This window comes from uncultured Ligilactobacillus sp. (genome assembly GCF_948826705.1).
In the GTDB taxonomy this organism is placed as follows: domain Bacteria; phylum Bacillota; class Bacilli; order Lactobacillales; family Lactobacillaceae; genus Ligilactobacillus.
On record NZ_CAQLEL010000037.1, the window covers coordinates 1 to 24,862 of the forward strand.

A 24,862-nucleotide genomic window follows, 5' to 3' on the forward strand; every position below is an offset into this window, starting at 1 on the left:
CCCAGGTGATGCATTAAAAACTATGGTGATAGCATCTCATTTTTGTAATGAGGTGTTATTTTTTTGTAAAAAAACACTCCCAACATTTCTGTAGGAAGTGTTATGCTGGTCAGCCATATCCGTTGAAAGACATCAACTTAATGACTTGCCCCAAATAAATTAACGATAACTACCCCGACTAAGATCAAGGCGATCCCTAATAAGGTCAGCAAATTAATGCTTTCCTTGAAATAAAAAACACTGATTGCTGTCGCTAAAATGATCCCAACGCCTGACCAAACAGCATAAGCCAAACTTAGATCTAGATTATCTAACGATCTAGCCAAGAAGAAAAAGCATAGACCATATGCAACTAATGATAGAGTCGAAAATGATAGTTTCGTAAAACCATCCGACATCTTTAAAAACGTCGTTCCTAAAAATTCACCGATGATCGCTGTTGCTAAATATACATAACTCATTTATCCCCTACCTGTCCTTTCAAATTTGCTAACATCTCTTCATTTAGATCATTTAATGATCGCAACTTCTCTATTCCTAAAGCTTGCGCAGCTTTTAATTCTTTAGTTCGAAATTCCGCTAAAACCATCCTCGCTTGCTCTTGTCCAGCTTCATTTAAATATAAGATCTTACTGCGTTTATCGATCGAGTCAGGAAATGTTATGATCTTTTCTTCCCGACTCAATTTGTTAACTATCGAAGTGACCGTCTGTTTAGGAAGACCAGTTTCTTCTATCAAACACGTCAGTGGCAGTTTAAAATCATGGGTTTCAAACACTATAAATACGTAAAGCAATGATGACGTGAGCCGATTTTTGGTGATCAACTGATCGTAAACGTGGTTAAATGCGATCCAATCTGCAGTATAACGTTTTAATTCGTTTTCCATTTTCACCTCTCCGATTTAGTACGATTTCGTACTAAAATAATAACAGATATTTTTAGCAAACACCAGTTTATTTGATTTGACCATTTTTGACCAATAGGTTACAATAGCAATACACAGTCAGTCACTGACTTCAAATTTATTAATATTGCGGAGGTTCCCACTATGAATTTAGTTCCTACAGTTATTGAACAATCATCTCAGGGAGAACGTGCCTATGATATCTATTCTCGTCTCTTAAAAGACCGGATCATCATGGTCTCAGGTGAAGTTAACGATGATATGGCAAATGCGATCATCGCTCAATTACTTTTCTTAGATGCCCAAGATCCTGAAAAAGATATCTATATGTATATCAACTCTCCTGGTGGTTCCGTATCAGCTGGATTAGCAATTTACGATACTATGAATTTTGTTAATGCAGACGTGCAAACGATCGTTATGGGAATGGCAGCATCAATGGCTTCTGTTTTAGCTACAGCTGGTGCTAAGGGCAAGCGCTTTGCATTACCTAACTCAGAGATCATGATCCACCAACCACTAGGCGGGGCACAAGGTCAATCAACTGAGATCCAGATCGCAGCTGAACACATCTTGAAGACACGCAAATTGATCAACGAGATCTTAGCCGAACATTCTGGACAAGATATCGAAACGATCGATCGTGACACTGAGCGGGATAACTTCATGACTGCACAACAAGCAGTTGATTACGGTTTGATCGATGGGATCATGAAAAATAAAAAGAAAAAATAAGTACTAAAAAATAAGAGTGTAAGATGTGCGGTCAATGCCGTATGTCTTACACTCTTATTTTTTAATCTGTTTTCAATAATAGATCTGTCGCAGAAATGAGCTTTTTCTTATCAATAAAAATGTATTTCATTAGATAACCTAAGAGGACAGGTAGCACCACAAACAAACAACTCAAACTTAAAATACTCAACCAACCTGGCACCATAAAACCATATGCTGTCAGCGGTCCGACCAAGCCACTAAAGCCAAAGCCGGCACTCATCGGTGTTCCTTGAATATTGAACACTGCACCTAACCCACCCATGAGCGCCGAACTGATGACCACCGGTAGATAAAGAATAGGCTTTTCCAGCATATTGCCCATTTGGATCTTAGGTGTACCAAAGAAGTGTGCGATCACAGTTCCCAAGCTATTGACTGAACTTCCCATGATCGCCAAAGTAAATGCTCCGGCGGTAATACCTAAATTAGCAGATCCTGAAGCTATCCCCGTGATCTCGATCGCAGCTGCGATCCCAACCGAACTGATCGGCGAACAGATCAGCACTGCAAATGAGATCCCCATTAAGCTCCCCATCAAAATAGGTTGTAAGAGCGTAAATGTTTTGATCCCAGCTCCGATAAAACCAGTCACCGCCTTAACATATGGCAAGACCAACAAACCTAAACTACCACCGATGATGATCACAATGATCGGTAACAATAAGATCGTGTAGCTTTTGAACTTATTACCGATCACCTGAGCTAAGAGGACAGAAAAAACGATCGTTATCCCAACATTGATCACATCACCAGTCCCAGCTAAACCAAAACCTTGCTGTGTCTTCACGATCACGCCAGAACCGACCATCGCCGCCCCAGCGATCGAACTCATCTGGACCATATTCATCTTAAAAAGATAGCCGACACTAAAGCCTGCCATCGCTGGTAGTAAACTCATATTAAATGTAGTAATATCCAAGACAGCATGCGCAAATGTAGGCCAGATCTTTGCTAAAGCTTGCATCAATTGTCCCAGTAAAGCTCCTGGGATCAGTGAGACTACCACTCCCATGCTGATGCCGTTCAATACGTTTAAGGTAAATTCACGTCCCGTTATTTTCTTCACATTCATGAATGATTCCCCCTTTGACCTTTTTGATCGATTTGATAATGTTAATCTACCCAAATATAATTATAAAGTCAACCCAAAAATTACAATCAACTCATCAAAAACTTATCTTAATACACAAACAAAGCCGACAATTCAGCAAAAAGCTAAATTGTCGACTTTATCCATTTGGAATATTCTCATTTTCTTTTGCACGCAATTGCTGTGCATACTCATTTAATTTACGCAAGCGATGATTGATCCCTGATTTTGAGATCGGTCCTCCAGCAACTAATTCACCTAGTTCTTTTAAACTGACTTCTGGATGAGCGATCCGCGCTTGAGCTACTTCTTGTAACTTTTGCGGTAAACTCTCCAGACCGACCCGCTGATCTAAATATTCGATGTTTTCGATCTGCCGTTTGGCTGCGTCAGCAACCTTGTTCATGTTTGCATTCTCACAATTGACGATGCGGTTAACTGAATTTCGCATATCACGAACGATCCGGATATCTTCAAACTTCAACATTGAAGCTGTAGCTCCGATCAAAGATAGAAAATCGGCGATCTTTTCCGCCTCTTTCAGATAGGTGATATAACCACTTCGCCGCTCAGTTGTCCGAGCATTTAAACCATAACGATTGATCATCTTACAGATCGTTTCATTATGATCTTCATACAACGAGTAGATCTCTAAATGATACCGACTCGTTTCTGGATTATTGACCGACCCAGTTGCTAAAAAAGCTCCTCGTAAGTAAGATCTTACTTTTGCATCATCATCTAGAAATGCTAACGGTACTGTTTCTTTGATCTGGAAACCATCTAAAATATCTAGATCTTTTAAAACATAGTCACTTCCAGTTTTTAAGCGCACGATATATAAGTTATTCTTCTTTAGCTTCATCTTGCGGCGTACCAGCAATTCACTTTCAACATCGTAGAACTGTTTTAATAAAACATAGATGCGCCGAGCGATCGCAGGATTTTCAGTTTGAACGCTCAAAACAAATTGATGATCGACGATACTAAGCGAACCATTCATCCGGATCAAAGCCATCAATTCCGCCTTTGCATTGCCGAAATGCACCTCAAGTGTCGTCAATTCTTTTTTTACGTCACTGGCGTATGACATTTAGCCACCCCTCTAATTCAATTCATTGGCATACCATGACTTAGGGCGTCCGAGCAGTCGCATCAATTCTTTAACGACCTGTTCTCCATCATGAAAAACACCACGGTCGCGTAATTTTAAAAAGTTGTCTGAGATCACACGACACCCTTGTTCTCTCAAACCGTTAAAGTCATAAGCCACTTGATATAAATATTCATCGTATTTTTGACGATCCATGTAATCTTTTGGTACTGGTTCAGTATTGAACAGCACAGTATCAATAAATCGTTGCCCTAAATGCCGATTCAAGACCCGAACATGTTCAGCATCAGTAAAGCGTTCAGTCTCGCCCTTTTGAGTCATAATATTGCAGATATAAACGACTTCAGCTTTAGTTTCACAAACAGCCCGCCCAACATTATCGATCATCAGGTTAGGCAAAATACTGGTAAATAAACTACCCGGTCCTAAAACGATCTGATCAGCTTCCATGATCGCTTGAACGACTTCTTCTTTAGCTTCAGGTCTTTCATCGTCGATCGAGGTCACCCAAACTTTTTCGATCGTTTTTCCGGCCGCTGAAATATTTGATTCCCCCGCCAAAGTCGTTCCATCAGCAAAACGAGCATTTAACGTCAAAGGTATATCAGATGCAGGATAAACGTGCCCCTGGATCTTCATCAATTCAGAAAGTTCTTGGACCGCATCAAAGATCCCACGGTCATCCATCTCAGACAAAGCAGCGATCACTAAATTACCGATCGCATGACCTGAAAAAAATTGATCGTTGGACTTAAAACGGTATTGAAATATCTGTTTGTAGATCTCTGGCATATCTGATAATGCTACTAACACATTACGGATATCACCTGGGGGAACGACATTGATATAGTCCCGAATGATCCCCGAGGAACCGCCATCATCAGCAACCGTTACGACAGCAGTGATATCGACATTATGTTGGCGCAGGCCATTTAAAATAACGGGTAACCCCGTGCCCCCACCGATCACCACGATCTTCGGACGATGCCGATTTACTCTTGACTTCATCATGAACGATTCACAGTCTCCTTTCGTTTCTCCATATCACGGTGGGTGATGTTCACCGGATACTTCTCTTGTAAAGCTTCTCCAATACGATTAGCCAGTGCCACTGAACGATGTTGACCACCAGTACATCCGATCGCGATCGTAACACTTGACTTACCTTCTTTTTGATAGCCAGGCATTACAAAACGCAACATCTTGATAAATTGTTGATAAAATTCTTCAGTCATCTTAGAGTTCATGACATAATCATAGACCGCCTGATCATTACCCGTTTTTTCACGTAAGTCTTTAATATAATACGGATTTGGTAAGAAACGAACATCCATCACGATGTCAGCATCGATCGGGACGCCATATTTAAACCCAAACGACATTACATTAACATGAAATGCCGTACTTTGATCGCTTTCAAAGTTCAAAAAGAGCTCTTCACGTAACTGACGCGGTGAGATCTTGCTAGTATCGATCACTAATTGGGCTTTAGATTTGATCTCGGATAACAATTCACGTTCATGCTGGATACCATCTAAAACACGCCCATCCATTGCTAAAGGATGCGCTCTTCTTGTCTCCTTATAACGGGCTACTAATTCTTCATCTGATGCATCTAAAAACAAGATCTTCGGCCGTAAATTATCGTTGCCATCATCTAACTCTTGTAGCATCCCAAAGATCTCATCGTAAAAAGCCCGCGAACGCAGATCGATCACTAAAGCGACCTTACTGATCTTGCCGGATTCCTTGACTAACTCCCAGAATTTTCCTAATAAAGCTGGTGGCATATTGTCCACACAAAAATATCCAAGATCTTCAAAGCTTTGCATCGCAACGGTCTTTCCGGCACCACTCATTCCGGTCACTACGACTAATTGTATTGCTTCTGCCATTATTAACGCCCCCAATTAAAATCCATCGACTAATTATAACACATCCGGGTGTACCATTCATTAAACAGCGATCTTACCCTATTAAAAAAGCAGCTCATCTGAACTGCTTTTAATCTAGATCTAGTTCTTGTCCAAAGATCTTCAATTTCATCTTGACCCCTGTTGGTGTCGCCGCCAAGCCCCCTAGCCCGGTTTCACGTAATTGAGCTGGCAGTCGCTTACCGATCCGTTTCATTGCTAAAATAACTTCATCCGCAGGGATCTTATTTTCCAAACCTGCCAAAGCCATGTCTGCTGCAGCTAGTGCATTGACTGAACCAACAACATTACGTTTAACACAGGGGATCTCAACTAAACCAGCGACCGGATCACAAACTAGTCCCAACAAATTGCTCAAGGCCATTGCAAAGGCTTCAGCTGCTTGCGTTGGACTACCACCACAGATCTCAACTGCAGCAGCAGCAGCCATTCCTGAAGCACTACCGACTTCGGCTTGGCAACCACCAGTGGCGCCTGCGATCATCGCATTGTTGGCTGTCACCATTCCAAATGCACTGGCACAAAAAAGAAAAGCTACCATCTGGTCGATCGTCAAGCCCCGCTTTTTTTGCAATGCAAACAATACACCTGGGATCGTTCCAGAAGAACCGGCTGTTGGGGTTGCACAGATCAACCCCATAGCCGCATTGACTTCATTTGTGGCCAGTGAATTTTCGATCGCATAAAGGACTGTCTCATCCGTCAAGCCTTGCCCTGATTCACGATACTTTCGCATCTTAGCCGCCTCACCCCCAGTTAGTCCAGTTGGGGAGTGGACACCATCACCTTTTGTTCCGCGTTTAGCTGCTGCTAACATCACTTCCAATTGACGTTGCATCTTGACCCAAACTTCAGCTCGACTAGCGCGTGAATAAGCCATCTCTTGTTCTAACATCAATTCCCAGATAGGTTTATCTTGTTTGATTGCCGTTTCTACTATTTCAGCTACACTGTTATACATATAAATTCCTCGATCATAGACAGACCAAACTACGACTTTGTGCCTTGATCTGTTCTAAAATATTTTTCGGTGGTAAGCGGTCAAGATCAAATTCATGGATCAAGTTACCTTGTCCAAAAATATTAGTCATCTCATGTCTGATCTTGATATTATCTTGATTTAAACTCTCTTTGATATGATCTGTAAAATCCGTCTCGGTCCAACAAAGCATGATCGGCAAAGGTCCTAAAGGTGCAAAACGACAGCCATCTAGTTCCAATTCTCGGATCTCGATCGTACCGCCACCGATCGAACAACCACCAACTTTGATCATTTTATCGGCATTTTTTAGCGTAATGATCGCTGTATTTGGATGTCCGATCGGACTTTTCCCTTCATGTTCATTAAAAACGACCTCGATCCCTTGAGCCCGTGCGATATCGACCGCTTTTGGAACGCGCAGATCATCCGTTTGCATACCTAACACACCTGCGATCACAGCATAGTCAGTTCCATGCCCTTGATGTGTTTTAGCAAAAGATTCGTAGTAGTCGACTATCACCTGTTCGATCAGTTCACCAAATATTTTATGTGCCGCTTGACCGATCGCTACAGCTCCAGCAGTATGTGAACTTGAAGGGCCTACCATAACAGGTCCGATAATATCAAAAACACTCTTGTAATTCCCGCTCACCATTTTCACCTCGACTTAAGTTATTTTTTATTAATGTATCACTAAAGTTCGCCTTTTATCACTACATGTGAAAAATTTAATTTATTTTTTTTCAATCTAGCACAGCTTACTAACCTAGTCCCAAAAAAGAGCTAGCCCCAAACTTGAGCTAGCCCTAAGTTGTCTATTATTCTACTACTTTACGTTCAAATGGATCGGATGAGATACCTTCATCCAAGATTTTTTGGCACCATTCTTTGGCTGAGAACAATGAGTGATCACGATAATTACCACAACTCTTGATATCAGTTCCTTGAACATCTTCCCAAGAAGCATTCAAAATATCATTTAAGGAGGCTTTTAAGGCTTTAGCAACTTCGACCGTATCATGCTCGCCCCACATGATCAAATGAAAACCCGTCCGGCAACCGAATGGAGAACAATCGATCACGCCATCCATATGGTCACGTAAATAACCCGCTAACATATGCTCGATCGTATGCAAGCCCGCTGTTGGGATCGCGTTTTCATTTGGTTGGACCAATCTAAGATCAAAGTTTGAGATCTGATCACCTCTTGGACCTTCTTCTACCGTGATCAAACGCACATAAGGTGCCTTGACTGCGGTATGATCTAATGTAAAGCTTTCAACTTCTGCCATTCTATCAACACCCCTATTATTAATTGTACACTTTAACTTTAACAGTTTGGCATTAAAAAGCAAGTCTTAATCTTGCCGTGGTTCATAATGGCCATTTTCTAAGAGCGGTTTTAAATATTTACCAGTGTAACTTTGTTCGATCTGACATAATTTTTCAGGTGTCCCGACTCCAACGATCTGTCCGCCACGTTGGCCACCTTCTGGTCCTAGATCGATCAAATGGTCAGCCGATTTGATAACATCTAAATTGTGCTCGATCACTAATACCGTATTGCCCTTATCAACTAGTCGCTGTAAGACGTTCAATAGACGCTTGATATCATCGGTATGCAAGCCAGTAGTCGGTTCATCTAAAATATAAAAGGTCTTACCCGCTGATTTACGATGCAATTCAGAAGCTAATTTCATCCGTTGGGCTTCCCCACCGGATAAAGTCGTTGCTGGTTGTCCTAATGAAACATAACCTAGCCCAACATCGACGATCGTTTGCAATTTGCGCTTGATCTTAGGGATCGCACTAAAGAATTCTAATGCTTCTAAGACATTCATTTCTAAGATCTGAGCGATATTTTTGCCTTTATATTCAACTTCTAGCGTTTCAGAATTATAACGTGCTCCGTGACAAACTTCACATGGCACATACACATCAGGTAAGAAATTCATCTCGATCTTGATGATCCCATCCCCTTTGCAGGCTTCACAGCGACCACCTTTAACGTTAAAACTAAAGCGCCCTTTGCCATAACCACGTAACTTAGCTTGGTTAGTTTGGGCAAATAACCCCCGTATATCATCAAAGACCCCCGTATATGTCGCAGGATTACTCCGCGGAGTACGCCCGATCGGACTTTGATCGATATTGATAACTTTTTCAAGGTGTTCAGTACCTTTGATCTGCTTGAATTTACCTGGTTTTTCAGAATTATGGTGTAGTTTTTGGGCTAAAGCTCGTTTCAAGATCATATTAACTAATGTAGACTTACCAGAACCCGAGACACCAGTGACCGCAATAAATTCACCCAGCGGAAATTTCACATCGATATCCTTAAGATTATTTTCTGTTGCTCCAATGATCTCAACAAAATTTCCATTACCTTGACGTCTGGTAGCTGGGATCGGAATATATTTTTTTCCAGCTAGATATTGTCCAGTCAATGATCTCTTCGAACGTGCAACTTGCTTAGGTGTGCCCGCAGCCATGACTTGACCACCTTCTATCCCAGCGCCTGGACCGATATCGATCAAATAATCAGCGGCTCGCATCGTGTCTTCATCGTGTTCTACTACGACTAAAGTATTTCCCAACTCACACATGGCACGTAAAGAAGCGATCAAACGATCATTATCCCGTTGATGTAACCCGATCGAAGGTTCATCTAAAATATATAAGACCCCTGAAAGGTTAGAACCGATCTGCGTTGCTAAACGGATCCGTTGGGCTTCTCCCCCAGAAAGGGTACGTGCTGAACGACTTAAATTCAGATAATCCAACCCAACATTCACCAAAAATGTCAATCGGTCTTTGATCTCTTTTAAGATCGGGCGCGCGATCTGAGCTGCTTGTTCACTAAATTCCAAACCCTCAAAAAAGGCCAATTCATCGGCGATCGGCAGATCAGAAACTTCACCGATATGCTTACCGGCGATCTTAACTGCTAGGGCTTTGCGATTCAAGCGATATCCATGACAAGTTTGACATTGCAAACTCGTCATATATTTGCGCATCACATCGCGGGTAAAATCACTATTTGTCTCATGATAACGCCGATCAATATTTGGAATGACCCCTTCAAAGGTCGTGTCAATATCACGTATCCCCCCAAAATCATTTTCATACCGGAAATGGAAAGTCTTATCCTTAGCACCATACAAAATGATATCTTGCTGTTCTTGAGGTAGATCTTCAAACGGGGTATCCATATCGATCCCGAAGGCTTCACATGCTTGCTTTAATAAAGTTGGATAATATTTGGAACTGATCGGATTCCACGGTTCCATTGCCCCTTCGTTAAGTGTCTTTTTTCGATCAGGCACGACTAGATCGATATCGACTTCAAGCTTCATTCCTAATCCATCACAATCTGGACAAGCTCCAAAAGGCGCATTGAAAGAAAATAGTCGTGGTTCAAGTTCTCCGATCGTAAAACCACAATAAGGACAAGCAAAATTTTCCGAAAACTGTAACATTTTGTCGCCGACCACATCAACAAATACACTACCTTCAGCCAAGCGTAACGCTGCTTCAAATGAATCAAATAACCGTGAGCGTATCCCTTCTTTAATAACGATCCGATCGACCACCACAAAGATATCATGTTTGAGATTCTTATCTAGCTCGATATCTTCAGCAATATCATGCAATTTATCATCGATCATGACTCGGACAAAACCTTCACGTTTGATCTTTTCTAAAACTTTTTTATGTTGTCCTTTCTTACCTATCACGATCGGCGCCAAGATCTGGAGCTTAGTCCTTTCGGGGAGCTGCAAGACGCGATCGACCATTTGCTCTGGCGATTGACTCGTGATCTCACTGCCATCATTAGGACAGATCGGCGTACCTACTCGTGCCCACAACAAACGCAAGTAGTCATTGATCTCCGTTACAGTCCCAACAGTTGAGCGTGGATTCTTCGAAGTTGTCTTTTGATCGATCGAGATCGCTGGTGAAAGTCCATCGATCGAATCGACATCAGGTTTATCCATCTGACCTAAAAATTGCCTAGCATAAGCCGACAAACTCTCAACATAGCGGCGCTGACCTTCAGCATATAAAGTATCAAAAGCAAGTGAACTTTTACCTGAACCGGAGAGACCCGTGATCACGACAAGTTTTTCTTTGGGGATCTCAACATTGATATCTTTTAAATTATGCTCTCTGGCACCACGGATCGTAATCTTATTTTTTCCCACAACTTTCATCCTTTCTATTTAATCAAGCTGTGCTTTTAATTCCATCACAGTATCACGTAAAGCGGCTGCATCCTCAAAGTCAAGGTTTTTAGCGGCAGTTTTCATTTGCTCCTCTAAACGTGCGATCATTTCTCGTTGTTCTTGTTTGCTCAATTCATCAAAATCGAGTTTATCATTTAAATCTTTAGTGCTTTCTTTTGGCTTAGTCGTCATTGTGATCACATCACGGATCTCTTTTTTAACTGTTTTTGGCACGATCCCATGTTCGTCATTGTATTGCATTTGGATCGCCCGCCGCCGTGCTGTTTCGTCCATCGCTGCTTGCATCGAATCGGTCACTGTATCAGCATACATGATCACATGCCCCTTTTCATTTCGCGCAGCACGACCGATCGTTTGGATCAAAGAACGTTCATTGCGCAAAAAGCCTTCTTTATCGGCATCTAAGATCGCAACTAACGAGACCTCTGGTACATCGATCCCTTCACGTAATAAATTGATCCCAACGAGCACATCAAATTTCCCTAAACGAAGATCTCGCACGATCTGTGTCCGTTCAAGTGTCTTGATATCAGAATGCAGATACTTGACTTTAATACTCATCTCTTTGAAATAATCAGTCAGATCTTCTGCCATTTTCTTAGTCAAAGTCGTTACAAAGACGCGCTCATCTCGTTTGGTCCTCTTGGCGATCTCAGCTACTAGATCGTCCATTTGTCCCATGATCGGACGAACTTCAACTTCTGGATCCAATAATCCGGTTGGTCGAATGATCTGTTGCACGACAGTATCAGTACGTTCTTGTTCGTAAACACCTGGGGTCGCCGACATATAAATGATCTGATTTACTCGTTCTTCAAATTCGGCTAACTTTAATGGCCGATTATCCAAGGCACTTGGAAGACGGAACCCGTAATCGACTAACATCTGCTTACGTGAGCGGTCACCATTGTACATCCCACGCACTTGAGGCATCGTAACATGGGATTCATCGACTACGATCAAAAAATCATCTGGAAAGAAGTCCAACAGCGTATATGGTGCTTCCCCTGGTTTTCTTCCATCCATATGCCGCGAATAATTTTCGATCCCCGAACAATATCCCATTTCACGCAACATCTCAATGTCGTATGTTGTTCGTTGTTCTAAGCGTTGGGCTTCTAATAGCTTGCCATCCGCACGCAAGACTTTTGACCTTTGAGCTAATTCGGCCTCGATGCTCTTGATAGATCCTTCTAAGCGTTCGCCACTTGTTAAAAAGTGCGTCGCTGGGAAGATGACAACGTGATTGCGCTCACCTAAGATCTCACCAGTCAAAGGATCAACTTCTCGGATCCGATCGATCTCATCACCAAAAAATTCGACCCTAAGCGCTTGTTCATCACGTGAAGCGGGGAAGATCTCGACTACATCACCCCGAACACGAAAACGCCCCCGTTGAAAGTCGATATCGTTACGTTCAAATTGAACATCGATCAATTGATTCAACAACTTGTCCCGTTCGATCTCTTGGCCAACTCGTAATGAAAGAGCTTGATCACGATATTCTTTTGGATCACCTAAACCAAAGATCGATGAAACTGAGGCCACCACGATCACATCATTACGCTCTAATAACGAACTAGTCGCAGAGTGCCGTAATTTATCGATCTCATCGTTGATGCTCGAATCCTTTTCGATATAAGTATCACTTGAAGGAACATAAGCCTCAGGTTGATAGTAATCGTAGTAAGATACAAAATATTCAACAGCATTGTCTGGGAAAAATTCTTTGAACTCCCCATAAAGCTGTCCTGCCAAAGTCTTATTATGAGCTAAGACCAAAGTCGGCTTATTGGCTTTTGCGATCACATTTGAGATCGTAAAAGTTTTCCCTGTCCCAGTGGCTCCCAATAAGATCTGTTCTTTTTTACCAGCTTTGACCCCTGTTACAAGCTCAGCGATCGCTTGTGGTTGGTCTCCAGTTGGTTGATATTTTGAAACTAATTTGAACTCTTTATCGGCTTGACGCTCGATCAAATGATTACCCCCTCATTAAAAACTATTGCTTACAAGATTATACCACAACGAACGTATTTTCGCATCAGCAGAATCAAAAAAAGACACGGCGATTTCCGTGTCTTTTACAACTAACAGCTAACTTTAGCCCTTGATGAAATCATTGATCGCTTTTTCAAATTTTTCACATTTAGCTTGTGCATCAGCTTCGGAGTCGCCTTGCGTACCAATGTAAAATTTGATCTTTGGTTCTGTACCTGAAGGACGAACTGCGATCCAAGTTCCATCTTCAAGGAAGTATTTCAAAACATTTGACTTAGGCAAGTTGATCGCTGTCACGTTACCTTCTGCATCTTGACGACTGGAAGCTTGATAGTCTTCAGCTGCGATAACCTTATAACCGGCAAAATCAGTTGGCAATTCTTGACGGAACTTAGCCATCAAGTCTTTGATCTCTTGTGCACCTTCGATCCCATCAAAGGTCAAAGCGATCGTCTTTTCAGCAAAATAGCCGTACTTTTCAAATAATTCTTGAAGGCCATCATATAAATTCTTACCTTGTTTCTTGTAGAAAGCAGCTACTTCAGCTAATAGTACTAAAGATTGGATCGCATCTTTATCGCGTACAAATGGGCGGATCAAATAACCATAACTTTCTTCAAAACCTAACATGAAGCTGTGTTCATTTGTTTCTTCAAAATGTTGGATCTGTTCAGCGATGAACTTGAACCCAGTCAAGACATTGATCGCTTCGACTCCAAAATCAGCAGCAACTTTAGCAGCAAATTCACTTGAAACGATCGATTTTACTAAAGCTGCATTTGCGGGTAAGTTACCGGCTTTTTTACGTGCTGTTAAAATATAATTCAACATCAAAGCTGCGATCTGGTTACCCGTCAACAATTCATATTCACCATCTGGTTGCCGAACAGCTGCTCCCAAACGGTCAGCATCAGGATCAACAGCCACTAAAAGATCAGCTTTTTGGCTCTTGCCTAATTTGATCGCTAGATCAAAAGCTTCTGTAAACTCAGGGTTTGGATGCTCAACTGTTGAGAACTCTGGGTCTGGCATAGCTTGTTCTGGGACCATCGTAAAGTCTTCAAAACCTGCTTGACGTAAAGCTTTTTCACCTAACATCCCACCAGTACCGTGAAGTGGAGTAAAGACCAACTTCATCGTTTTACCTTCTTCAGCAACTAACTCACGATCGATCGTTACTTCTTTGGCATTTTCTAAGTAAACTTCATCAACTTCTGAACCGATGACTTTCAAAGTTTTGTCATTGATCAAAGCATCTTTATCAGCAACTTCGACTGCAAAAAGATCATCAACTTCACGGATATAGTTTGTGATCATATCTGATTCTTTTGGTGGCATTTGAGCACCATCTTCACCATAGATCTTATAACCGTTATATTGTTTTGGATTATGGCTCGCTGTGATCATGATCCCTGCATAAGCATGTAGGTGTCGAACGGTAAAGGATAGTTCTGGTGTTGGACGCAAGCTTTCAAAGACAAAGCTTGGAATTTTGTGTGCTCCTAAAACACGTGCTGCTTCGAATGCAAATTCTTGTGACATGTGACGTGAATCATAACTGATCGCTACACCACGTAATTTTGTCTCTTCATCCAAAGTATCCATAAAACGGGCCAAACCTTCAGTTGCTTGACGCACAGTATAAATATTCATGCGATTGATCCCAGCACCGATCAAGCCGCGCATCCCAGCTGTCCCAAATTCCATTGGTGTATAGAAGGCATCTTCTAGTGCTTCTTTATCATTTACGATCTTATCAAGATCTTCCCGAACTTCAGGTGCTAGATCAGGTTGTTTGTTCCAAATGGTATAAGTTTCTTCCCAACTCATATAATCACCTCATTTATCTATTCAAATCTAGTATACTATCAATCGGCAAAACTTGCTATAACAAGCACTTTTACGCTTACAAAAAATTTAAGGGGCTCTTTTAGGGTCTCTATCCCAGATATTTAACAAGTTTATTGATCGTTGCCTTTTGATCTTGCTTAGTCAAGTGAGTGTAAACATCAAGCGTTGTTTGTACTTTTTCATGACCTAAACGAGTTTGAACTTCTTTGACGCTAGCACCAGCAGATAATAACAAAGTAGCGTGCGTGTGTCTGAAGCCGTGAGGGGTGATCTTAGGTAAACTAGTATCGATCGCACAGATCTTTTTTACCCAAGCATAGACCGTACAGCGTGCTAAAAATTCGTTTTTAGTATTACTAAATACCAGTTGTTTGCTAGACATCGCATTGATCCCACACTTTAACAAGTAACTAGCTTGTTTGACTTGCCAACGTCTCAAGATCTGCATCGTTTCGTTATCCATGACCAACAAGCGTTTACTAGCTGAAGTTTTGGGAGATTGTATAATAGCCTTATTACCACCCCCCCTAGCTACTGTTTTACTGATGCTGATCGTGCTATTTACAAAATCGACATCGTCCCACGTCAGAGCTATAAGCTCCCCTATTCGCATACCGCTATAAGCTAACATTCTAAGCACAGCATAGTTTTTAAGTCCCATTTTTTTCGCAATGGTCAAGAAACGTTTTAATTCTATTGGTTCAAAGTAATTGCGTTCACTACGTATTATCTTTTGACGTGGTCTGATGACATCTTTAAACGGGTTGCGATCGGTCAACTCTAATCTTTTAGCAAAATCTATCACATTAGAAGCATACCCAAGCAACTGCTTAAATGATGCAGGCGAACTACTAGCCCAAACATTGACCGCTTTTTGACAGTTAGCAAGGTTTAGCTTATCCACCCGATACAGCCCCATTTGTGGCAATATCTGATTTTTAAAAAGTGACAGCACCTTATTAAGTGTCGACTCTTTGACCGTTGTTTTATACTGATCTAACCACATCAAATAGACATCTTTAAAAAGTTTGCTATCTAATGGCTTGAAGTAATTGCCACTCGAAACATCATACTCTAACTTGACCAGTTCTTTTTTAGCAGCTGCCTTAGTCTTGAAACCTGCACGCTTGATATATTTCTTTTTGCCAGTCATCTCATCGATCCCAGCATATACACGGAAGCGGTAAAACTTCCCTTTGCTCGTTTGATACTCTGTAATTTTAGCCATGTTTATCAGTCCTTTATCTTTAATTGCACGGGCTAGGTGGCTTAAAGTAATGCACGATAGGACGGCTTTATTACTGGTATCTATTCGATTGTATATGTATGGGATCTATAACATCCCTAGAATTGGAATGCTTAGGGATGCACTGGCTCAGATCGCTCATGCTGTAAAAATGGTGGAAAATGTAGGAATTTTAGCCACCAACCACAACCGAAGTACTACAAAATACTACTTTCTCCACTTGTGGCGAAAACCTGAGAAAACCTGAACTAAAATCCTATATCGACGTCAAAATGGCTACTACCCAACAAAACCCTACATTTTTAGGCGTGGCGCTAATATTTGCTAAACTTGTATCTCTTTTTCTCTGTATACGCATTTTCTGTTTACACCTATGTTAAAAGCACATAAATATTTACCTTTTTTTGATTGGTGGCCCTCTTTAAAAATATCTATTGTTCTTTTAAAAAGTTCTTCTGTAACATTTTTTTGAAACCAAATATTTAAATTATTATAGATTTTATCAAAGTTATCATATTCCCCAAGCGTATCCAACATTATAGAAATATAATAATCGTATTCTTTTTGAGGATCTCCAAATTTATCGTCATCCGTTAAATCTTCATCGCTTGAAATTTCAAAATATCGAAAATAAAAATTATTTACTTCTCCCCCTGAAGTTATCCGCATAACTTGTCCATCAACTTTATCAATATATTTTATTAAATACGGAGAATATACAAAAAACTGGCTCACATCTATACCAAAAAAATTACATAATTTATCAATTGTTTCAAATTGAACACCCTTGCTTTTATTATCCGCCAAAGACATCAGAGTGGTTTTTGATATACCGGTTTGCTCATAAACATCCGCAATTTTTAAGCCTCTTTCTGCCATAAGGACAGCTAAATTACTTTTTAACATTCTATTCACCTCAACCATATTTTACAGTCTATTGTTAAAAATAACAACTTACAAAAATATATAACAATTTATTGACAGTAAAAATAGATTAGTGTAAATTGTTAATTGTTAGTTAACTGACTAATATTTAACAATAATCAAAAAAAGAAAGGTGGTTTTTATGAAAAAACAACCAGAATATTTGAGTTATAAAGACGCTATGGACTTTTTAGGCCTAAAGACACACAACACGCTATACCGCTACATCGATGCAGGTTTACCCGTCTACATTGTCGGCAAGTCCAAGCGTATCAAAAAGAGCGACATCATCGAATTTATGGAGGCACACAAGCAAGTTAGCAAATAGAAAGGAGCACGGATCATGCAAGAACTAGTATTTTTACAATCGTTGAAAGATGAACCGTATACGACACCCGAAATCATTGCAGAACATACAGGAATTGAATACCGTAGCATTTCGGATCTGATCAGACGTAATAAAGCAGACTTAGAGTACTTTGGAGTTTTGCGATTTGAAATCGTAAAACCTACCAGTAAAAAAGGTGGACGACCTAAAAAGATTTATCACTTGAACGAGCAACAAGCAACAACACTTATTACGTTTTTAGATAACACACCACAGGTTAAAGCTTTCAAAGTAGCCCTAGTCTCTGAGTTCTTTAAGATGAGAGATGAACTAACCAAGCGAAAAATCAACCGTATTGAAGAAAAACCGTTGCGAAAGACATTGACGGACGCAGTAAAAGAATGGGAACACCGAACCGACTGGAGCTATAACCATATTTCAAACTTGCTATATAAAGCAGTTACAGGGATGAACGCCAAACAGCTTAAAAAAGCTAGAAACCCGCAATCTAAGGCATCCCTTGACGTTTTAACAAGTGAAGAACAAGAACAGTATAAGAAACTTGAAACTCGTGTAATTGGCTATTTATTGGCACAAATGACCTTTAGCCAGATCAAAGCAATGTTAAACGGTGGCACATTACAAGTTACAGAATGGAGAGAAGTTAAATAATTACAGAAACAAGCTAACGGGATGCGATCATCCCAACTTAAACACCCCGCCAATGGTCAACCCACATCCCAAACCCAAAATACACCAAAGGAGATCTTTAACATGACAGAAGAACAAGAAAAGCTATTAGATATCTCAATAGAATTAGGCGAGTTAGCAAATCAAGCTGACTTGTACGCTGATCTTTTAGACGCCTATATCATGGATCTAAGACGTGGCGAACCTACCGCACAAGCTTACTTGATTAAACTACTTCCAAAGCTAAGGGATGCTTTGAGTAGCCACAGCAAGGATCTATACAAATTATCGGACACCGTTTGTCCAGAAGATTAATAGGAGTGAGCACAATGTAATATACAAATGAAACAGAGATCAATAAATTAGATGAACTACAAATCAGAGCACGGACATTAAACGAGTTGCTAAAAGCATACGTATCAGAAAACGGCGAGATGAAACCAGCAGACAAGCTTTACTTAGTTACTACAGTACTGCCACTCATTACAGATAGCCTAGACTTTATTTGTGACGGTATGGCAGGCGTCAGCAACTCATTAGCTCAAAATCAACAGGAGGTGCACTAATGAAACGAAGACAGCTAACATCAGACGAGCGGACAATCTTATCACTTCTAGGCTATGGAGCAGATAACACCCGCCCTACTGCTTATCTAGCAAGTATGACATCCCTAAGCAAGCGATCAGTAAGAAAGGTTATTCGTGATCTAGTAATTGCTCACGGTGTACCGATCGTAGGCGTACGAAATGGCGCAAAGACTGGCTATTATATCGCAACTGATCAAGACGAACTTATCAGAGCGACCGAGCCACTCAAGAACGAGATCAAACAGTTAGCCTTAAGAAATCGAGCGCTAATGTTTGCACAGATCCGCACCGATTGGCTGGAATATCTAAGCAAAGGAGATCAAGACAATGGCTAAAGTAACGATCACACTAGACACCGAAGACATGACTTTGGCAGAAGATTTTAAAAGCGTTGGCCAACTGGTAACTATGCTAAAAGCTGCTACTAACATCCCTAGTGCTCCATACATGACTAAAAGCGAAGTGGCTAGGTTCATGGGGCTTAAGTCAGTGACATCAGTTGATAAATGGATAAAGAAAGGCTTGCCAGTTGTTAAGATCGACGGGATGAATCTACTCATCAAACGGCAAACGCTTATTGATTGGCTAGCAGAACACGAGACAACAGAATAATGCACACGATCCATAGAGCTATAACGATAAATAAGCACTGGGCTAGGTGGTTTAAAGGTCAGCTTTATGGATCACAAGAAAGGAATTGACGACATGAAGACATTTACCAAGAAAGAGCGATCGCAATTAAATACTTGCTTGGAACGAGTCATCGCAGGAGAGGACGACATCTATATCCCGCCTAGAGTGATGCAAGCCGACAAGTTGACGTTTGAACAAAAACAGCTTTATGGCTTGTTATGTATGCAGGCTAGCACATCGGGAGTTGTGGCAAACGGTACGCACCTTGTTTATATCCTAGGTGGTTTGACTGATGGAGTGGCTAAGGACCTGGAACGCTTGAATAAATTGGGTTACATCGTCCCTATCGTTCAAAGTATCGGCTTTTGTAAGTACGAAGTAACAGACTGGCACATCTTGAATATCGGTGACGTCATCAAAGTAAAAAATCAAATGATCAAAGGAGTGTACGCATAATGTTAGAACAGATCAAATTAGACGCTTGCTACTTGTTTGAAGAAGAACGATCCGACAAAGACGGCGTTAAATATGCAATGACTATGTATTTATTGGCGATCGGAGTATTTACGTTGATCTTTGGAGTTGCTGGGCTAGTTACACCGTTTGTCATTGAGTGGTTACGATCGAGATCGAGGGTAAAGAAAAAGACCACTGACATCCCTATCAGTGGTCCACCCACATCCCAATCACGACAAAACCGCAAAGATTAATCATGAAAGGAAGTAATTACATGTTACACGAAAGCACAATCAAAAATCAAGAAAAATTAGCTTCATTTGAAAATTTAAAATCGGGGCTAACAAGCATGATCAAGAGTAACGATCTTAAACCTGAAACAGCTCACCTTTTAGAAAAAGTGTACGGTAAAAAATTATCCAAAACAGATCCCGACTTATATTCTGATCTCAGTAGTCTAGCTAGCACCTATGTAATCATGGAAGCTACAAAGATTAGGATCAAACAGGAACTTATTACGTTGAATGAGATCCAAGTAATTTTAAAGAACTTTGGTCCAACTATTAAACTTTTTGAACCTGAGTTGTATAACCAGTTGCAAACGCACGAGGGATCATTTAAGGGGGTTCACAAATGACACCGAAACAATACACCTTAGAGCTTGTGAAGCGTGGTTATAAGGTTTTCCCACTAGTTCCAAATACTAAGCGCCCTATCAAAGACCAGAGCTATTTAACAGCGTCTAACGATCCGCAGACAGTGGCGAAGTGGTTCGATAATCTGCCTATAATTCAAAATTCGCAAGTAAAGCTACTTGCTTATTTTATCAATCGTGATCCAAGTGCATTAAACGGGAATGGTTACAGGAGTAGCATTGCAATCAATACAGCAAGACTCATAAGACAGAAAGGAAGCCAAACCATGACTAAAAAAAGAAGTTTCTCGCCAAGTATCACAGAAGAAATCAAGTTCCATAATCTACCACTAACCGCCCAAGCGCTTTACTTTCATCTTGGGATGATCGCAGACGATGACGGCGTAGTGGATCGGGTACATTCGCTAGCAAATTACTTAGGTGCAGATATCAACGACATTGATGCACTCATCAATCGAGGCTACTTACTCAAAATCTCGGAGAGCAAAAAACTCTATGTACTCACTGATTGGCTGATAAATAACACGATCCGCAAAGATCGTTATAAACCAACGATACACGGCGAAGAACTGGCAAAACTTGGGCTAAACAACAAGCGCTACTACTTGCGCTAAGGAGGCGGTAAAAATGGCAAATAAAAGAATGCTAGCGCAGGCAGTCGTTGAGTCTGATGCTTTTTATACATTGTCGGTCAAAGCCCAAGCGCTATACATGCACATCAATATGACGGCAGATGATGACGGGTTCACAGATCGTGTTTTAATGACTTCCAGGGCGCTAGGTGGCAGTATTGACGAAATCAGAGAACTTATAACAAACGGTTTCCTTATCGAGTTTAAGAACCCTACTACCTACTTGATACGTCATTGGCGTGTAAATAACAATAAGATCCAAGGTGATCGATACAAGTCAACGATACATCAAAAATTTTTATCAATGGTTGAAATTGATGAAGTTAATGTATACCAAGTCAAAGAAGGAAGTTTACAATCTACTTTGGTTGACCATTCGTTAACAGATTGTGACAAAGCGTTAACAAGTGGTAGTACCAAAAAAATACAAGATGTTAACAAAAACGCCGAATCTGTTAACAAACCGTTAACATCGTGTAAACAACCTGTTAACAAACCGTTAACGCAGAATAGATTAGATAAGAATAGATTAGATAAGAATAATACTACAGCTATCTATACTAGTGTAAATAGTAACAGTAGTGATGCCAAGGGGGTTAGTGGTGGAAATGCTGATAAATCAACATTTCTAGACCCTACCCCCTTGCAAGATGATGTTACTGATGACGGAAAAACTGACTCAAAGCACTCTAAAAACGTTGATATGACGCAATTGTCTAAATCGGACAACGAGGAAAAACCGCAAACGGTAAACTCACACTTACCAAAATTGACAGATGAGAACTTAAACGCGATCGCTAAGCGGAGTGGTTATGATCTAACTGCATCAGTTGCTTTACTTGCTGACTATGGTTATAAGATCACTAAAGACATTGGTGACAGATTACGCAAGGCCATCGAAGAAGCTAAATAACCCACATCACTGATAACAGAAAGGAAGTTTAAAATGAATATCACAGACGCACCGCATTTACAATTAAACCATATCCTAGACGCAATCACCGAATTAAACAAGTACGATACTTTATTACTAGAAATCGGCAAGACATCAGACAAATTATATAAAGAGCTTGACGAATTGCCAACAAATAAGAAGCCGTACGCCTTAGACGGTGTATATACGACCCAAGAAGCCCAAGATCTCGCACCATTTCACCTATTCAAAACGGGACTGAGAAAAATGGCGGTGATGACAGATAAAGAATTAAATAAAACTTTTGTAGGCGGTCCGCTTGCTATCTCGAAAATGAAAGAACAGACCCAAGCAGTGAGACAATACAACCAAATGCTAGAAACTCGCAAAATGCTCAGACATGAGATTGGCGAGCGATTAAGGGGCTTACTTGTTCAAATGGATAAGCTCACAGCCGAGGACTTGGACAAGTACGGGCTTAATGACTACCAATTTATCATGATACAAGACATCACGGAGCAACTAGCCAAAGATTTTAAATAGACATCCCAGAAAGGAAGTTCAAACATGAATGTAATACCCACAAACTTAAACGATCTCAAGGAAGACATCAGACACGCAAGCCCATCACGTTTGCGATCGTATCAGATCCAACTAGAAGCCTACACCGCATTTATTTCAGTATATGACGGCGTGAAAGGATCAACAGAAGATAAGATCAACGCTGCTAATAAGATCATCAACGATCTATTTTTACTTGAGATGGACCAGCTAGGCTACTACTTTGATCGTGAGTGTGCAGAAGTAGCCAAAACGGGGCTAGAGTTTGCCTTGAATGAAAAATATAACGGTAAATTCGCTAAGAAAGTAAAATTATTGCCGTCCGTCATGCTAGTAAATCGCCACGGTTTTAGAACGATCATGAGCCACCGGCTAGAATCGTTAGCGAACGGACACACCGTTGATCCGTATACGATCTATTACATGAACCGCTTGAGTGGAAACATCACATTTAAAGGCTATCCAAGTCTTAAGGCGTTGCGTAATATGCTCAAAATCGAATGCTTGACGGTGATTGAATACATCAAATCAGTAATAGCACCAATCAAATAGAACGCAAGGGATGCACTGGCGAAATGCTGGCATCCCTTTTAGTTTATAGCGAAAAAGTCACGATCCCACAAATGGGAACGATCGCCAAAGATGACCGTAACTACGGTTGCACACATTAAGGGCGTAGTTATAACTACACTCATGCAAGCGCCGAAAATTCAAACGTGGACCTATCCCAAATTGTTGGAGTAAATTGCTCAGATTTGCTCAGGTCAAATGGTAGCAAATGGTAACATCAAAAAGTTATTAGCCACTAGCAATATACTAGGTATTACGCCAAAAAGTGTGCGTACTTTTTAAGTTTTTGTGTGCACCCTTTTTGGCTTTTTGTATGCACACCTTTTTAAAGCAAAAAAACGCCATTCTAAAACCTATTAGAGTGACGGGAAAGGTGCAAAAAACCTAAGAAAACCTAAGATAAAATGCTAAGAATTGTTAAGGTGAATTGCTGACAAATGCTGACATAAAATGCTGAGAATTGCTGAGGTCAAATGCTAGCATTTGCTAACGTCTTTCTTTACCACAAGTGGCAACGTCGTAGAAAGTATAGAGCTATGAAATTTCAGTTACACAGCAAATCACAACCGTAGTTATAGTTACGCTTGTTAGCCAGCGCCACGATTGGCGCTATAACTAGTTTACTTCCTAACTATCGGAGAAAATCGGAGTAAATGGCTACTTTTTCGATTGCTGAAATAAGCTAATATAAGCGCCGTGGTGGTATTTTAGACTGATTGGTGGTGATGATTATTCGGGCGTTATCATCGTTTATCTGCTTAGTAAGCACTGCCGTGGAGCCATTAGAGTTGGCCGCACCTTTCTCGAAGCGGTCATATTCTTTCATGGTCTGATAGTCGAGGTCTTTGCGGTCAACTACAAAGAATACTTTATCAACGTCGGGCAGACGCGATGCCAACCGTGCTGTCTTGAACGAAGTCAGCGTCTTGCCCGAACCGGTGGTATGCCATATATAGCCGCCTCCCTCGTGTTTACCCCATGTACGGGCGTTGGTCGATACATTCAGGCGTTGCAATATCTTCTCTGTTGCGGCTATCTGATAAGGACGCATCACCATCAGTATTTCCTCCGAAGTGAAGATGCAATACTTGGTCAGCACATTCAGCAGAGTATGCTTGGCAAGGAAGGTCTGCGTGAAGTCCACAAGATTATATATCGGCTCGTTGTCGAGACGAGCCCAGTAGGAGGTAAACTCAAATGAATTTGATGTCTGCTTCTTCCCTTTGCCTTTACCTTTAGTCTGTTCCTTGATGTGGGCATCGCGGGTGGTGTTGCTGTAATATTTTGTGATTGATGATGATGCTATTATTGCAATTGATTACATGGAACAAATTTTTACGGCTGCACAGCAAAACTCCATGTATCAGGCGTTTGCCGGAGTTGTGACAGTAAATGGGCAAATTGATACCTGTCATAGAAGAAATTTGACTGGTATTGGATTACTGTCAAAAAACTGCAAGGAAGAGGTATATGAACAATCTTGTTTTGCCTGCGACATTGCGTCGTTCTGCGGAATGGTGGTGGATTTATCCCTTGTGCGTCAGATAGGTCTGCCGCACGCAGAATATTTTATCTGGTATGACGACACAGAATACTCTTTGCGCATTCATAATTATAGCCGGTTTCTTGTAGTGCCGCAGGCAGTACTTACCCATAAGATTACACAGTTAGAAAAAACCCGCCCCAGACGGTATGACTGGAAAGAATACTATGCGGTTAGAAACAGACTTTTGATGGTACAAGAACATGGAACGGTTTTGGATAGGG

The 24,862-nt window shown here is 40.9% G+C and carries 28 protein-coding genes and 1 pseudogene; 14 read left to right on the forward strand and 15 right to left on the reverse strand.

Features of this window, described 5'->3' with window-relative positions; all coding sequences use genetic code 11:
• Positions 1–137: 137 nt before the first annotated feature.
• On the reverse strand, positions 138–461 hold the full coding sequence (locus Q9Q35_RS01985) for a multidrug efflux SMR transporter (protein WP_304651901.1): 324 nt from the start codon (positions 459–461) through the stop codon (positions 138–140).
• Positions 458–889, reverse strand: a complete 432-nt coding sequence (locus tag Q9Q35_RS01990) for a MarR family winged helix-turn-helix transcriptional regulator (protein WP_304651902.1) — start codon at positions 887–889, stop codon at positions 458–460. The genes Q9Q35_RS01985 and Q9Q35_RS01990 overlap by 4 nt, the downstream gene beginning before the upstream one ends.
• A gap of 162 nt (positions 890–1,051) precedes the next feature.
• Between Q9Q35_RS01990 and clpP the strand changes: the two genes are divergently transcribed.
• Positions 1,052–1,642 carry an ATP-dependent Clp endopeptidase proteolytic subunit ClpP gene (clpP, locus tag Q9Q35_RS01995; protein ID WP_004048260.1) on the forward strand — a complete coding sequence of 197 codons (591 nt, stop codon included), beginning with the start codon at positions 1,052–1,054 and terminating at the stop codon, positions 1,640–1,642.
• Between the two features lie 61 nt (positions 1,643–1,703).
• Here the strand turns inward: clpP and Q9Q35_RS02000 are convergent, their stop codons facing one another.
• The 12 genes from Q9Q35_RS02000 to Q9Q35_RS02055 form a co-directional block, all read right to left on the reverse strand.
• On the reverse strand, positions 1,704–2,756 hold the full coding sequence (locus Q9Q35_RS02000; RefSeq protein ID WP_304651903.1) for a PTS transporter subunit IIC: 1,053 nt from the start codon (positions 2,754–2,756) through the stop codon (positions 1,704–1,706).
• Positions 2,757–2,913: 157 nt separating this feature from the next.
• Positions 2,914–3,867, reverse strand: coding sequence for a DNA-binding protein WhiA (gene whiA / locus Q9Q35_RS02005; protein ID WP_304651904.1), 954 nt, complete (start codon positions 3,865–3,867; stop codon positions 2,914–2,916).
• Between the two features lie 12 nt (positions 3,868–3,879).
• Positions 3,880–4,899: a uridine diphosphate-N-acetylglucosamine-binding protein YvcK gene (gene yvcK, locus Q9Q35_RS02010; RefSeq protein WP_370648874.1), complete on the reverse strand. Its 1,020-nt coding sequence runs from the start codon at positions 4,897–4,899 to the stop codon at positions 3,880–3,882.
• Positions 4,896–5,783: an RNase adapter RapZ gene (rapZ, locus tag Q9Q35_RS02015; protein WP_304651905.1), complete on the reverse strand. Its 888-nt coding sequence runs from the start codon at positions 5,781–5,783 to the stop codon at positions 4,896–4,898. The genes yvcK and rapZ overlap by 4 nt, the downstream gene beginning before the upstream one ends.
• A 109-nt stretch (positions 5,784–5,892) precedes the next feature.
• Entirely contained in the window at positions 5,893–6,783 is an 891-nt protein-coding gene (gene sdaAA, locus Q9Q35_RS02020; protein WP_304651906.1) for an L-serine ammonia-lyase, iron-sulfur-dependent, subunit alpha, read from the reverse strand.
• 13 nt (positions 6,784–6,796) lie between these two features.
• Positions 6,797–7,456 (reverse strand): serine dehydratase beta chain, encoded by a 660-nt coding sequence (locus tag Q9Q35_RS02025; protein ID WP_304651907.1) that lies wholly within the window; start codon positions 7,454–7,456, stop codon positions 6,797–6,799.
• Positions 7,457–7,622: 166 nt separating this feature from the next.
• A complete protein-coding gene (locus tag Q9Q35_RS02030) occupies positions 7,623–8,096 on the reverse strand; it encodes an S-ribosylhomocysteine lyase (RefSeq protein ID WP_304651908.1) in 474 nt (157 codons plus the stop codon).
• 66 nt (positions 8,097–8,162) lie between these two features.
• Positions 8,163–11,009: an excinuclease ABC subunit UvrA gene (gene uvrA, locus Q9Q35_RS02035; protein WP_304651909.1), complete on the reverse strand. Its 2,847-nt coding sequence runs from the start codon at positions 11,007–11,009 to the stop codon at positions 8,163–8,165.
• An 18-nt stretch (positions 11,010–11,027) separates the two neighbouring features.
• Positions 11,028–13,028 carry an excinuclease ABC subunit UvrB gene (gene uvrB / locus Q9Q35_RS02040; protein ID WP_304651910.1) on the reverse strand — a complete coding sequence of 667 codons (2,001 nt, stop codon included), beginning with the start codon at positions 13,026–13,028 and terminating at the stop codon, positions 11,028–11,030.
• A 123-nt stretch (positions 13,029–13,151) separates the two neighbouring features.
• Positions 13,152–14,879 carry a phospho-sugar mutase gene (locus tag Q9Q35_RS02045; RefSeq protein WP_304651911.1) on the reverse strand — a complete coding sequence of 576 codons (1,728 nt, stop codon included), beginning with the start codon at positions 14,877–14,879 and terminating at the stop codon, positions 13,152–13,154.
• A gap of 109 nt (positions 14,880–14,988) precedes the next feature.
• Entirely contained in the window at positions 14,989–16,128 is a 1,140-nt protein-coding gene (locus Q9Q35_RS02050; RefSeq protein WP_304651912.1) for a site-specific integrase, read from the reverse strand.
• A gap of 342 nt (positions 16,129–16,470) precedes the next feature.
• Entirely contained in the window at positions 16,471–17,052 is a 582-nt protein-coding gene (locus Q9Q35_RS02055) for a helix-turn-helix transcriptional regulator (protein ID WP_112286424.1), read from the reverse strand.
• A gap of 160 nt (positions 17,053–17,212) precedes the next feature.
• On the opposite strand from Q9Q35_RS02055, the gene Q9Q35_RS02060 reads away from it, so the two are divergent.
• The 12 genes from Q9Q35_RS02060 (at position 17,213) to Q9Q35_RS02115 (ending at position 23,077) form a co-directional block, all read left to right on the forward strand.
• Positions 17,213–17,398, forward strand: coding sequence for a helix-turn-helix domain-containing protein (locus Q9Q35_RS02060; protein WP_112286425.1), 186 nt, complete (start codon positions 17,213–17,215; stop codon positions 17,396–17,398).
• A 15-nt stretch (positions 17,399–17,413) separates the two neighbouring features.
• Complete coding sequence (locus tag Q9Q35_RS02065) at positions 17,414–18,070, forward strand: Rha family transcriptional regulator (RefSeq protein WP_112286426.1); 657 nt, start codon at positions 17,414–17,416, stop codon at positions 18,068–18,070.
• Between the two features lie 102 nt (positions 18,071–18,172).
• On the forward strand, positions 18,173–18,403 hold the full coding sequence (locus Q9Q35_RS02070) for a hypothetical protein (protein WP_112286427.1): 231 nt from the start codon (positions 18,173–18,175) through the stop codon (positions 18,401–18,403).
• 250 nt (positions 18,404–18,653) lie between these two features.
• Positions 18,654–19,010, forward strand: a complete 357-nt coding sequence (locus Q9Q35_RS02075; RefSeq protein ID WP_112286429.1) for a hypothetical protein — start codon at positions 18,654–18,656, stop codon at positions 19,008–19,010.
• Entirely contained in the window at positions 19,003–19,287 is a 285-nt protein-coding gene (locus tag Q9Q35_RS02080) for a hypothetical protein (protein WP_112286430.1), read from the forward strand. The genes Q9Q35_RS02075 and Q9Q35_RS02080 overlap by 8 nt, the downstream gene beginning before the upstream one ends.
• A gap of 66 nt (positions 19,288–19,353) precedes the next feature.
• A complete protein-coding gene (locus Q9Q35_RS02085) occupies positions 19,354–19,764 on the forward strand; it encodes a hypothetical protein (protein ID WP_238145327.1) in 411 nt (136 codons plus the stop codon).
• Positions 19,764–20,018, forward strand: coding sequence for a hypothetical protein (locus tag Q9Q35_RS02090; RefSeq protein WP_112286432.1), 255 nt, complete (start codon positions 19,764–19,766; stop codon positions 20,016–20,018). Before Q9Q35_RS02085 ends, Q9Q35_RS02090 begins: the two co-directional genes overlap by 1 nt.
• A 20-nt stretch (positions 20,019–20,038) precedes the next feature.
• The gene (locus Q9Q35_RS02095) at positions 20,039–20,401 is read left to right on the forward strand and encodes a hypothetical protein (protein ID WP_112286433.1); all 363 of its coding nucleotides are present in this window, start codon (positions 20,039–20,041) and stop codon (positions 20,399–20,401) included.
• On the forward strand, positions 20,398–21,033 hold the full coding sequence (locus tag Q9Q35_RS02100) for a bifunctional DNA primase/polymerase (RefSeq protein WP_112286434.1): 636 nt from the start codon (positions 20,398–20,400) through the stop codon (positions 21,031–21,033). The genes Q9Q35_RS02095 and Q9Q35_RS02100 overlap by 4 nt, the downstream gene beginning before the upstream one ends.
• 13 nt (positions 21,034–21,046) lie before the next feature.
• On the forward strand, positions 21,047–21,964 hold the full coding sequence (locus Q9Q35_RS02105; RefSeq protein ID WP_112286435.1) for a hypothetical protein: 918 nt from the start codon (positions 21,047–21,049) through the stop codon (positions 21,962–21,964).
• Between the two features lie 33 nt (positions 21,965–21,997).
• Positions 21,998–22,507 (forward strand): hypothetical protein, encoded by a 510-nt coding sequence (locus tag Q9Q35_RS02110; RefSeq protein WP_112286436.1) that lies wholly within the window; start codon positions 21,998–22,000, stop codon positions 22,505–22,507.
• A 24-nt stretch (positions 22,508–22,531) separates the two neighbouring features.
• Positions 22,532–23,077: a hypothetical protein gene (locus Q9Q35_RS02115; protein ID WP_112286437.1), complete on the forward strand. Its 546-nt coding sequence runs from the start codon at positions 22,532–22,534 to the stop codon at positions 23,075–23,077.
• Positions 23,078–23,777: 700 nt separating this feature from the next.
• Here Q9Q35_RS02115 and Q9Q35_RS02120 read toward each other — a convergent pair.
• Positions 23,778–24,152 carry a DEAD/DEAH box helicase family protein gene (locus tag Q9Q35_RS02120; protein ID WP_304651913.1) on the reverse strand — a complete coding sequence of 125 codons (375 nt, stop codon included), beginning with the start codon at positions 24,150–24,152 and terminating at the stop codon, positions 23,778–23,780.
• A gap of 229 nt (positions 24,153–24,381) precedes the next feature.
• On the opposite strand from Q9Q35_RS02120, the pseudogene Q9Q35_RS02125 reads away from it, so the two are divergent.
• Positions 24,382–24,862 (forward strand): annotated as a pseudogene (locus Q9Q35_RS02125) (hypothetical protein); the annotation flags it as partial.

What these genes read in the sequence shown, in the direction of transcription:
- Q9Q35_RS01985 (WP_304651901.1), bottom strand. Translation starts at nt 461, where the DNA reads ATGAGTTATGTATATTTAGCAACAGCGATCATCGGTGAATTTTTAGGA.
- Q9Q35_RS01990 (WP_304651902.1), bottom strand. Translation starts at nt 889, where the DNA reads ATGGAAAACGAATTAAAACGTTATACTGCAGATTGGATCGCATTTAAC.
- clpP (WP_004048260.1), top strand. Translation starts at nt 1,052, where the DNA reads ATGAATTTAGTTCCTACAGTTATTGAACAATCATCTCAGGGAGAACGT.
- Q9Q35_RS02000 (WP_304651903.1), bottom strand. Translation starts at nt 2,756, where the DNA reads ATGAATGTGAAGAAAATAACGGGACGTGAATTTACCTTAAACGTATTG.
- whiA (WP_304651904.1), bottom strand. Translation starts at nt 3,867, where the DNA reads ATGTCATACGCCAGTGACGTAAAAAAAGAATTGACGACACTTGAGGTG.
- yvcK (WP_370648874.1), bottom strand. Translation starts at nt 4,899, where the DNA reads ATGATGAAGTCAAGAGTAAATCGGCATCGTCCGAAGATCGTGGTGATC.
- rapZ (WP_304651905.1), bottom strand. Translation starts at nt 5,783, where the DNA reads ATGGCAGAAGCAATACAATTAGTCGTAGTGACCGGAATGAGTGGTGCC.
- sdaAA (WP_304651906.1), bottom strand. Translation starts at nt 6,783, where the DNA reads ATGTATAACAGTGTAGCTGAAATAGTAGAAACGGCAATCAAACAAGAT.
- Q9Q35_RS02030 (WP_304651908.1), bottom strand. Translation starts at nt 8,096, where the DNA reads ATGGCAGAAGTTGAAAGCTTTACATTAGATCATACCGCAGTCAAGGCA.
- Q9Q35_RS02045 (WP_304651911.1), bottom strand. Translation starts at nt 14,879, where the DNA reads ATGAGTTGGGAAGAAACTTATACCATTTGGAACAAACAACCTGATCTA.
- Q9Q35_RS02050 (WP_304651912.1), bottom strand. Translation starts at nt 16,128, where the DNA reads ATGGCTAAAATTACAGAGTATCAAACGAGCAAAGGGAAGTTTTACCGC.
- Q9Q35_RS02055 (WP_112286424.1), bottom strand. Translation starts at nt 17,052, where the DNA reads ATGTTAAAAAGTAATTTAGCTGTCCTTATGGCAGAAAGAGGCTTAAAA.
- Q9Q35_RS02060 (WP_112286425.1), top strand. Translation starts at nt 17,213, where the DNA reads ATGAAAAAACAACCAGAATATTTGAGTTATAAAGACGCTATGGACTTT.
- Q9Q35_RS02065 (WP_112286426.1), top strand. Translation starts at nt 17,414, where the DNA reads ATGCAAGAACTAGTATTTTTACAATCGTTGAAAGATGAACCGTATACG.
- Q9Q35_RS02070 (WP_112286427.1), top strand. Translation starts at nt 18,173, where the DNA reads ATGACAGAAGAACAAGAAAAGCTATTAGATATCTCAATAGAATTAGGC.
- Q9Q35_RS02075 (WP_112286429.1), top strand. Translation starts at nt 18,654, where the DNA reads ATGAAACGAAGACAGCTAACATCAGACGAGCGGACAATCTTATCACTT.
- Q9Q35_RS02080 (WP_112286430.1), top strand. Translation starts at nt 19,003, where the DNA reads ATGGCTAAAGTAACGATCACACTAGACACCGAAGACATGACTTTGGCA.
- Q9Q35_RS02085 (WP_238145327.1), top strand. Translation starts at nt 19,354, where the DNA reads ATGGATCACAAGAAAGGAATTGACGACATGAAGACATTTACCAAGAAA.
- Q9Q35_RS02090 (WP_112286432.1), top strand. Translation starts at nt 19,764, where the DNA reads ATGTTAGAACAGATCAAATTAGACGCTTGCTACTTGTTTGAAGAAGAA.
- Q9Q35_RS02095 (WP_112286433.1), top strand. Translation starts at nt 20,039, where the DNA reads ATGTTACACGAAAGCACAATCAAAAATCAAGAAAAATTAGCTTCATTT.
- Q9Q35_RS02100 (WP_112286434.1), top strand. Translation starts at nt 20,398, where the DNA reads ATGACACCGAAACAATACACCTTAGAGCTTGTGAAGCGTGGTTATAAG.
- Q9Q35_RS02105 (WP_112286435.1), top strand. Translation starts at nt 21,047, where the DNA reads ATGGCAAATAAAAGAATGCTAGCGCAGGCAGTCGTTGAGTCTGATGCT.
- Q9Q35_RS02110 (WP_112286436.1), top strand. Translation starts at nt 21,998, where the DNA reads ATGAATATCACAGACGCACCGCATTTACAATTAAACCATATCCTAGAC.
- Q9Q35_RS02115 (WP_112286437.1), top strand. Translation starts at nt 22,532, where the DNA reads ATGAATGTAATACCCACAAACTTAAACGATCTCAAGGAAGACATCAGA.
- Q9Q35_RS02120 (WP_304651913.1), bottom strand. Translation starts at nt 24,152, where the DNA reads ATGGTGATGCGTCCTTATCAGATAGCCGCAACAGAGAAGATATTGCAA.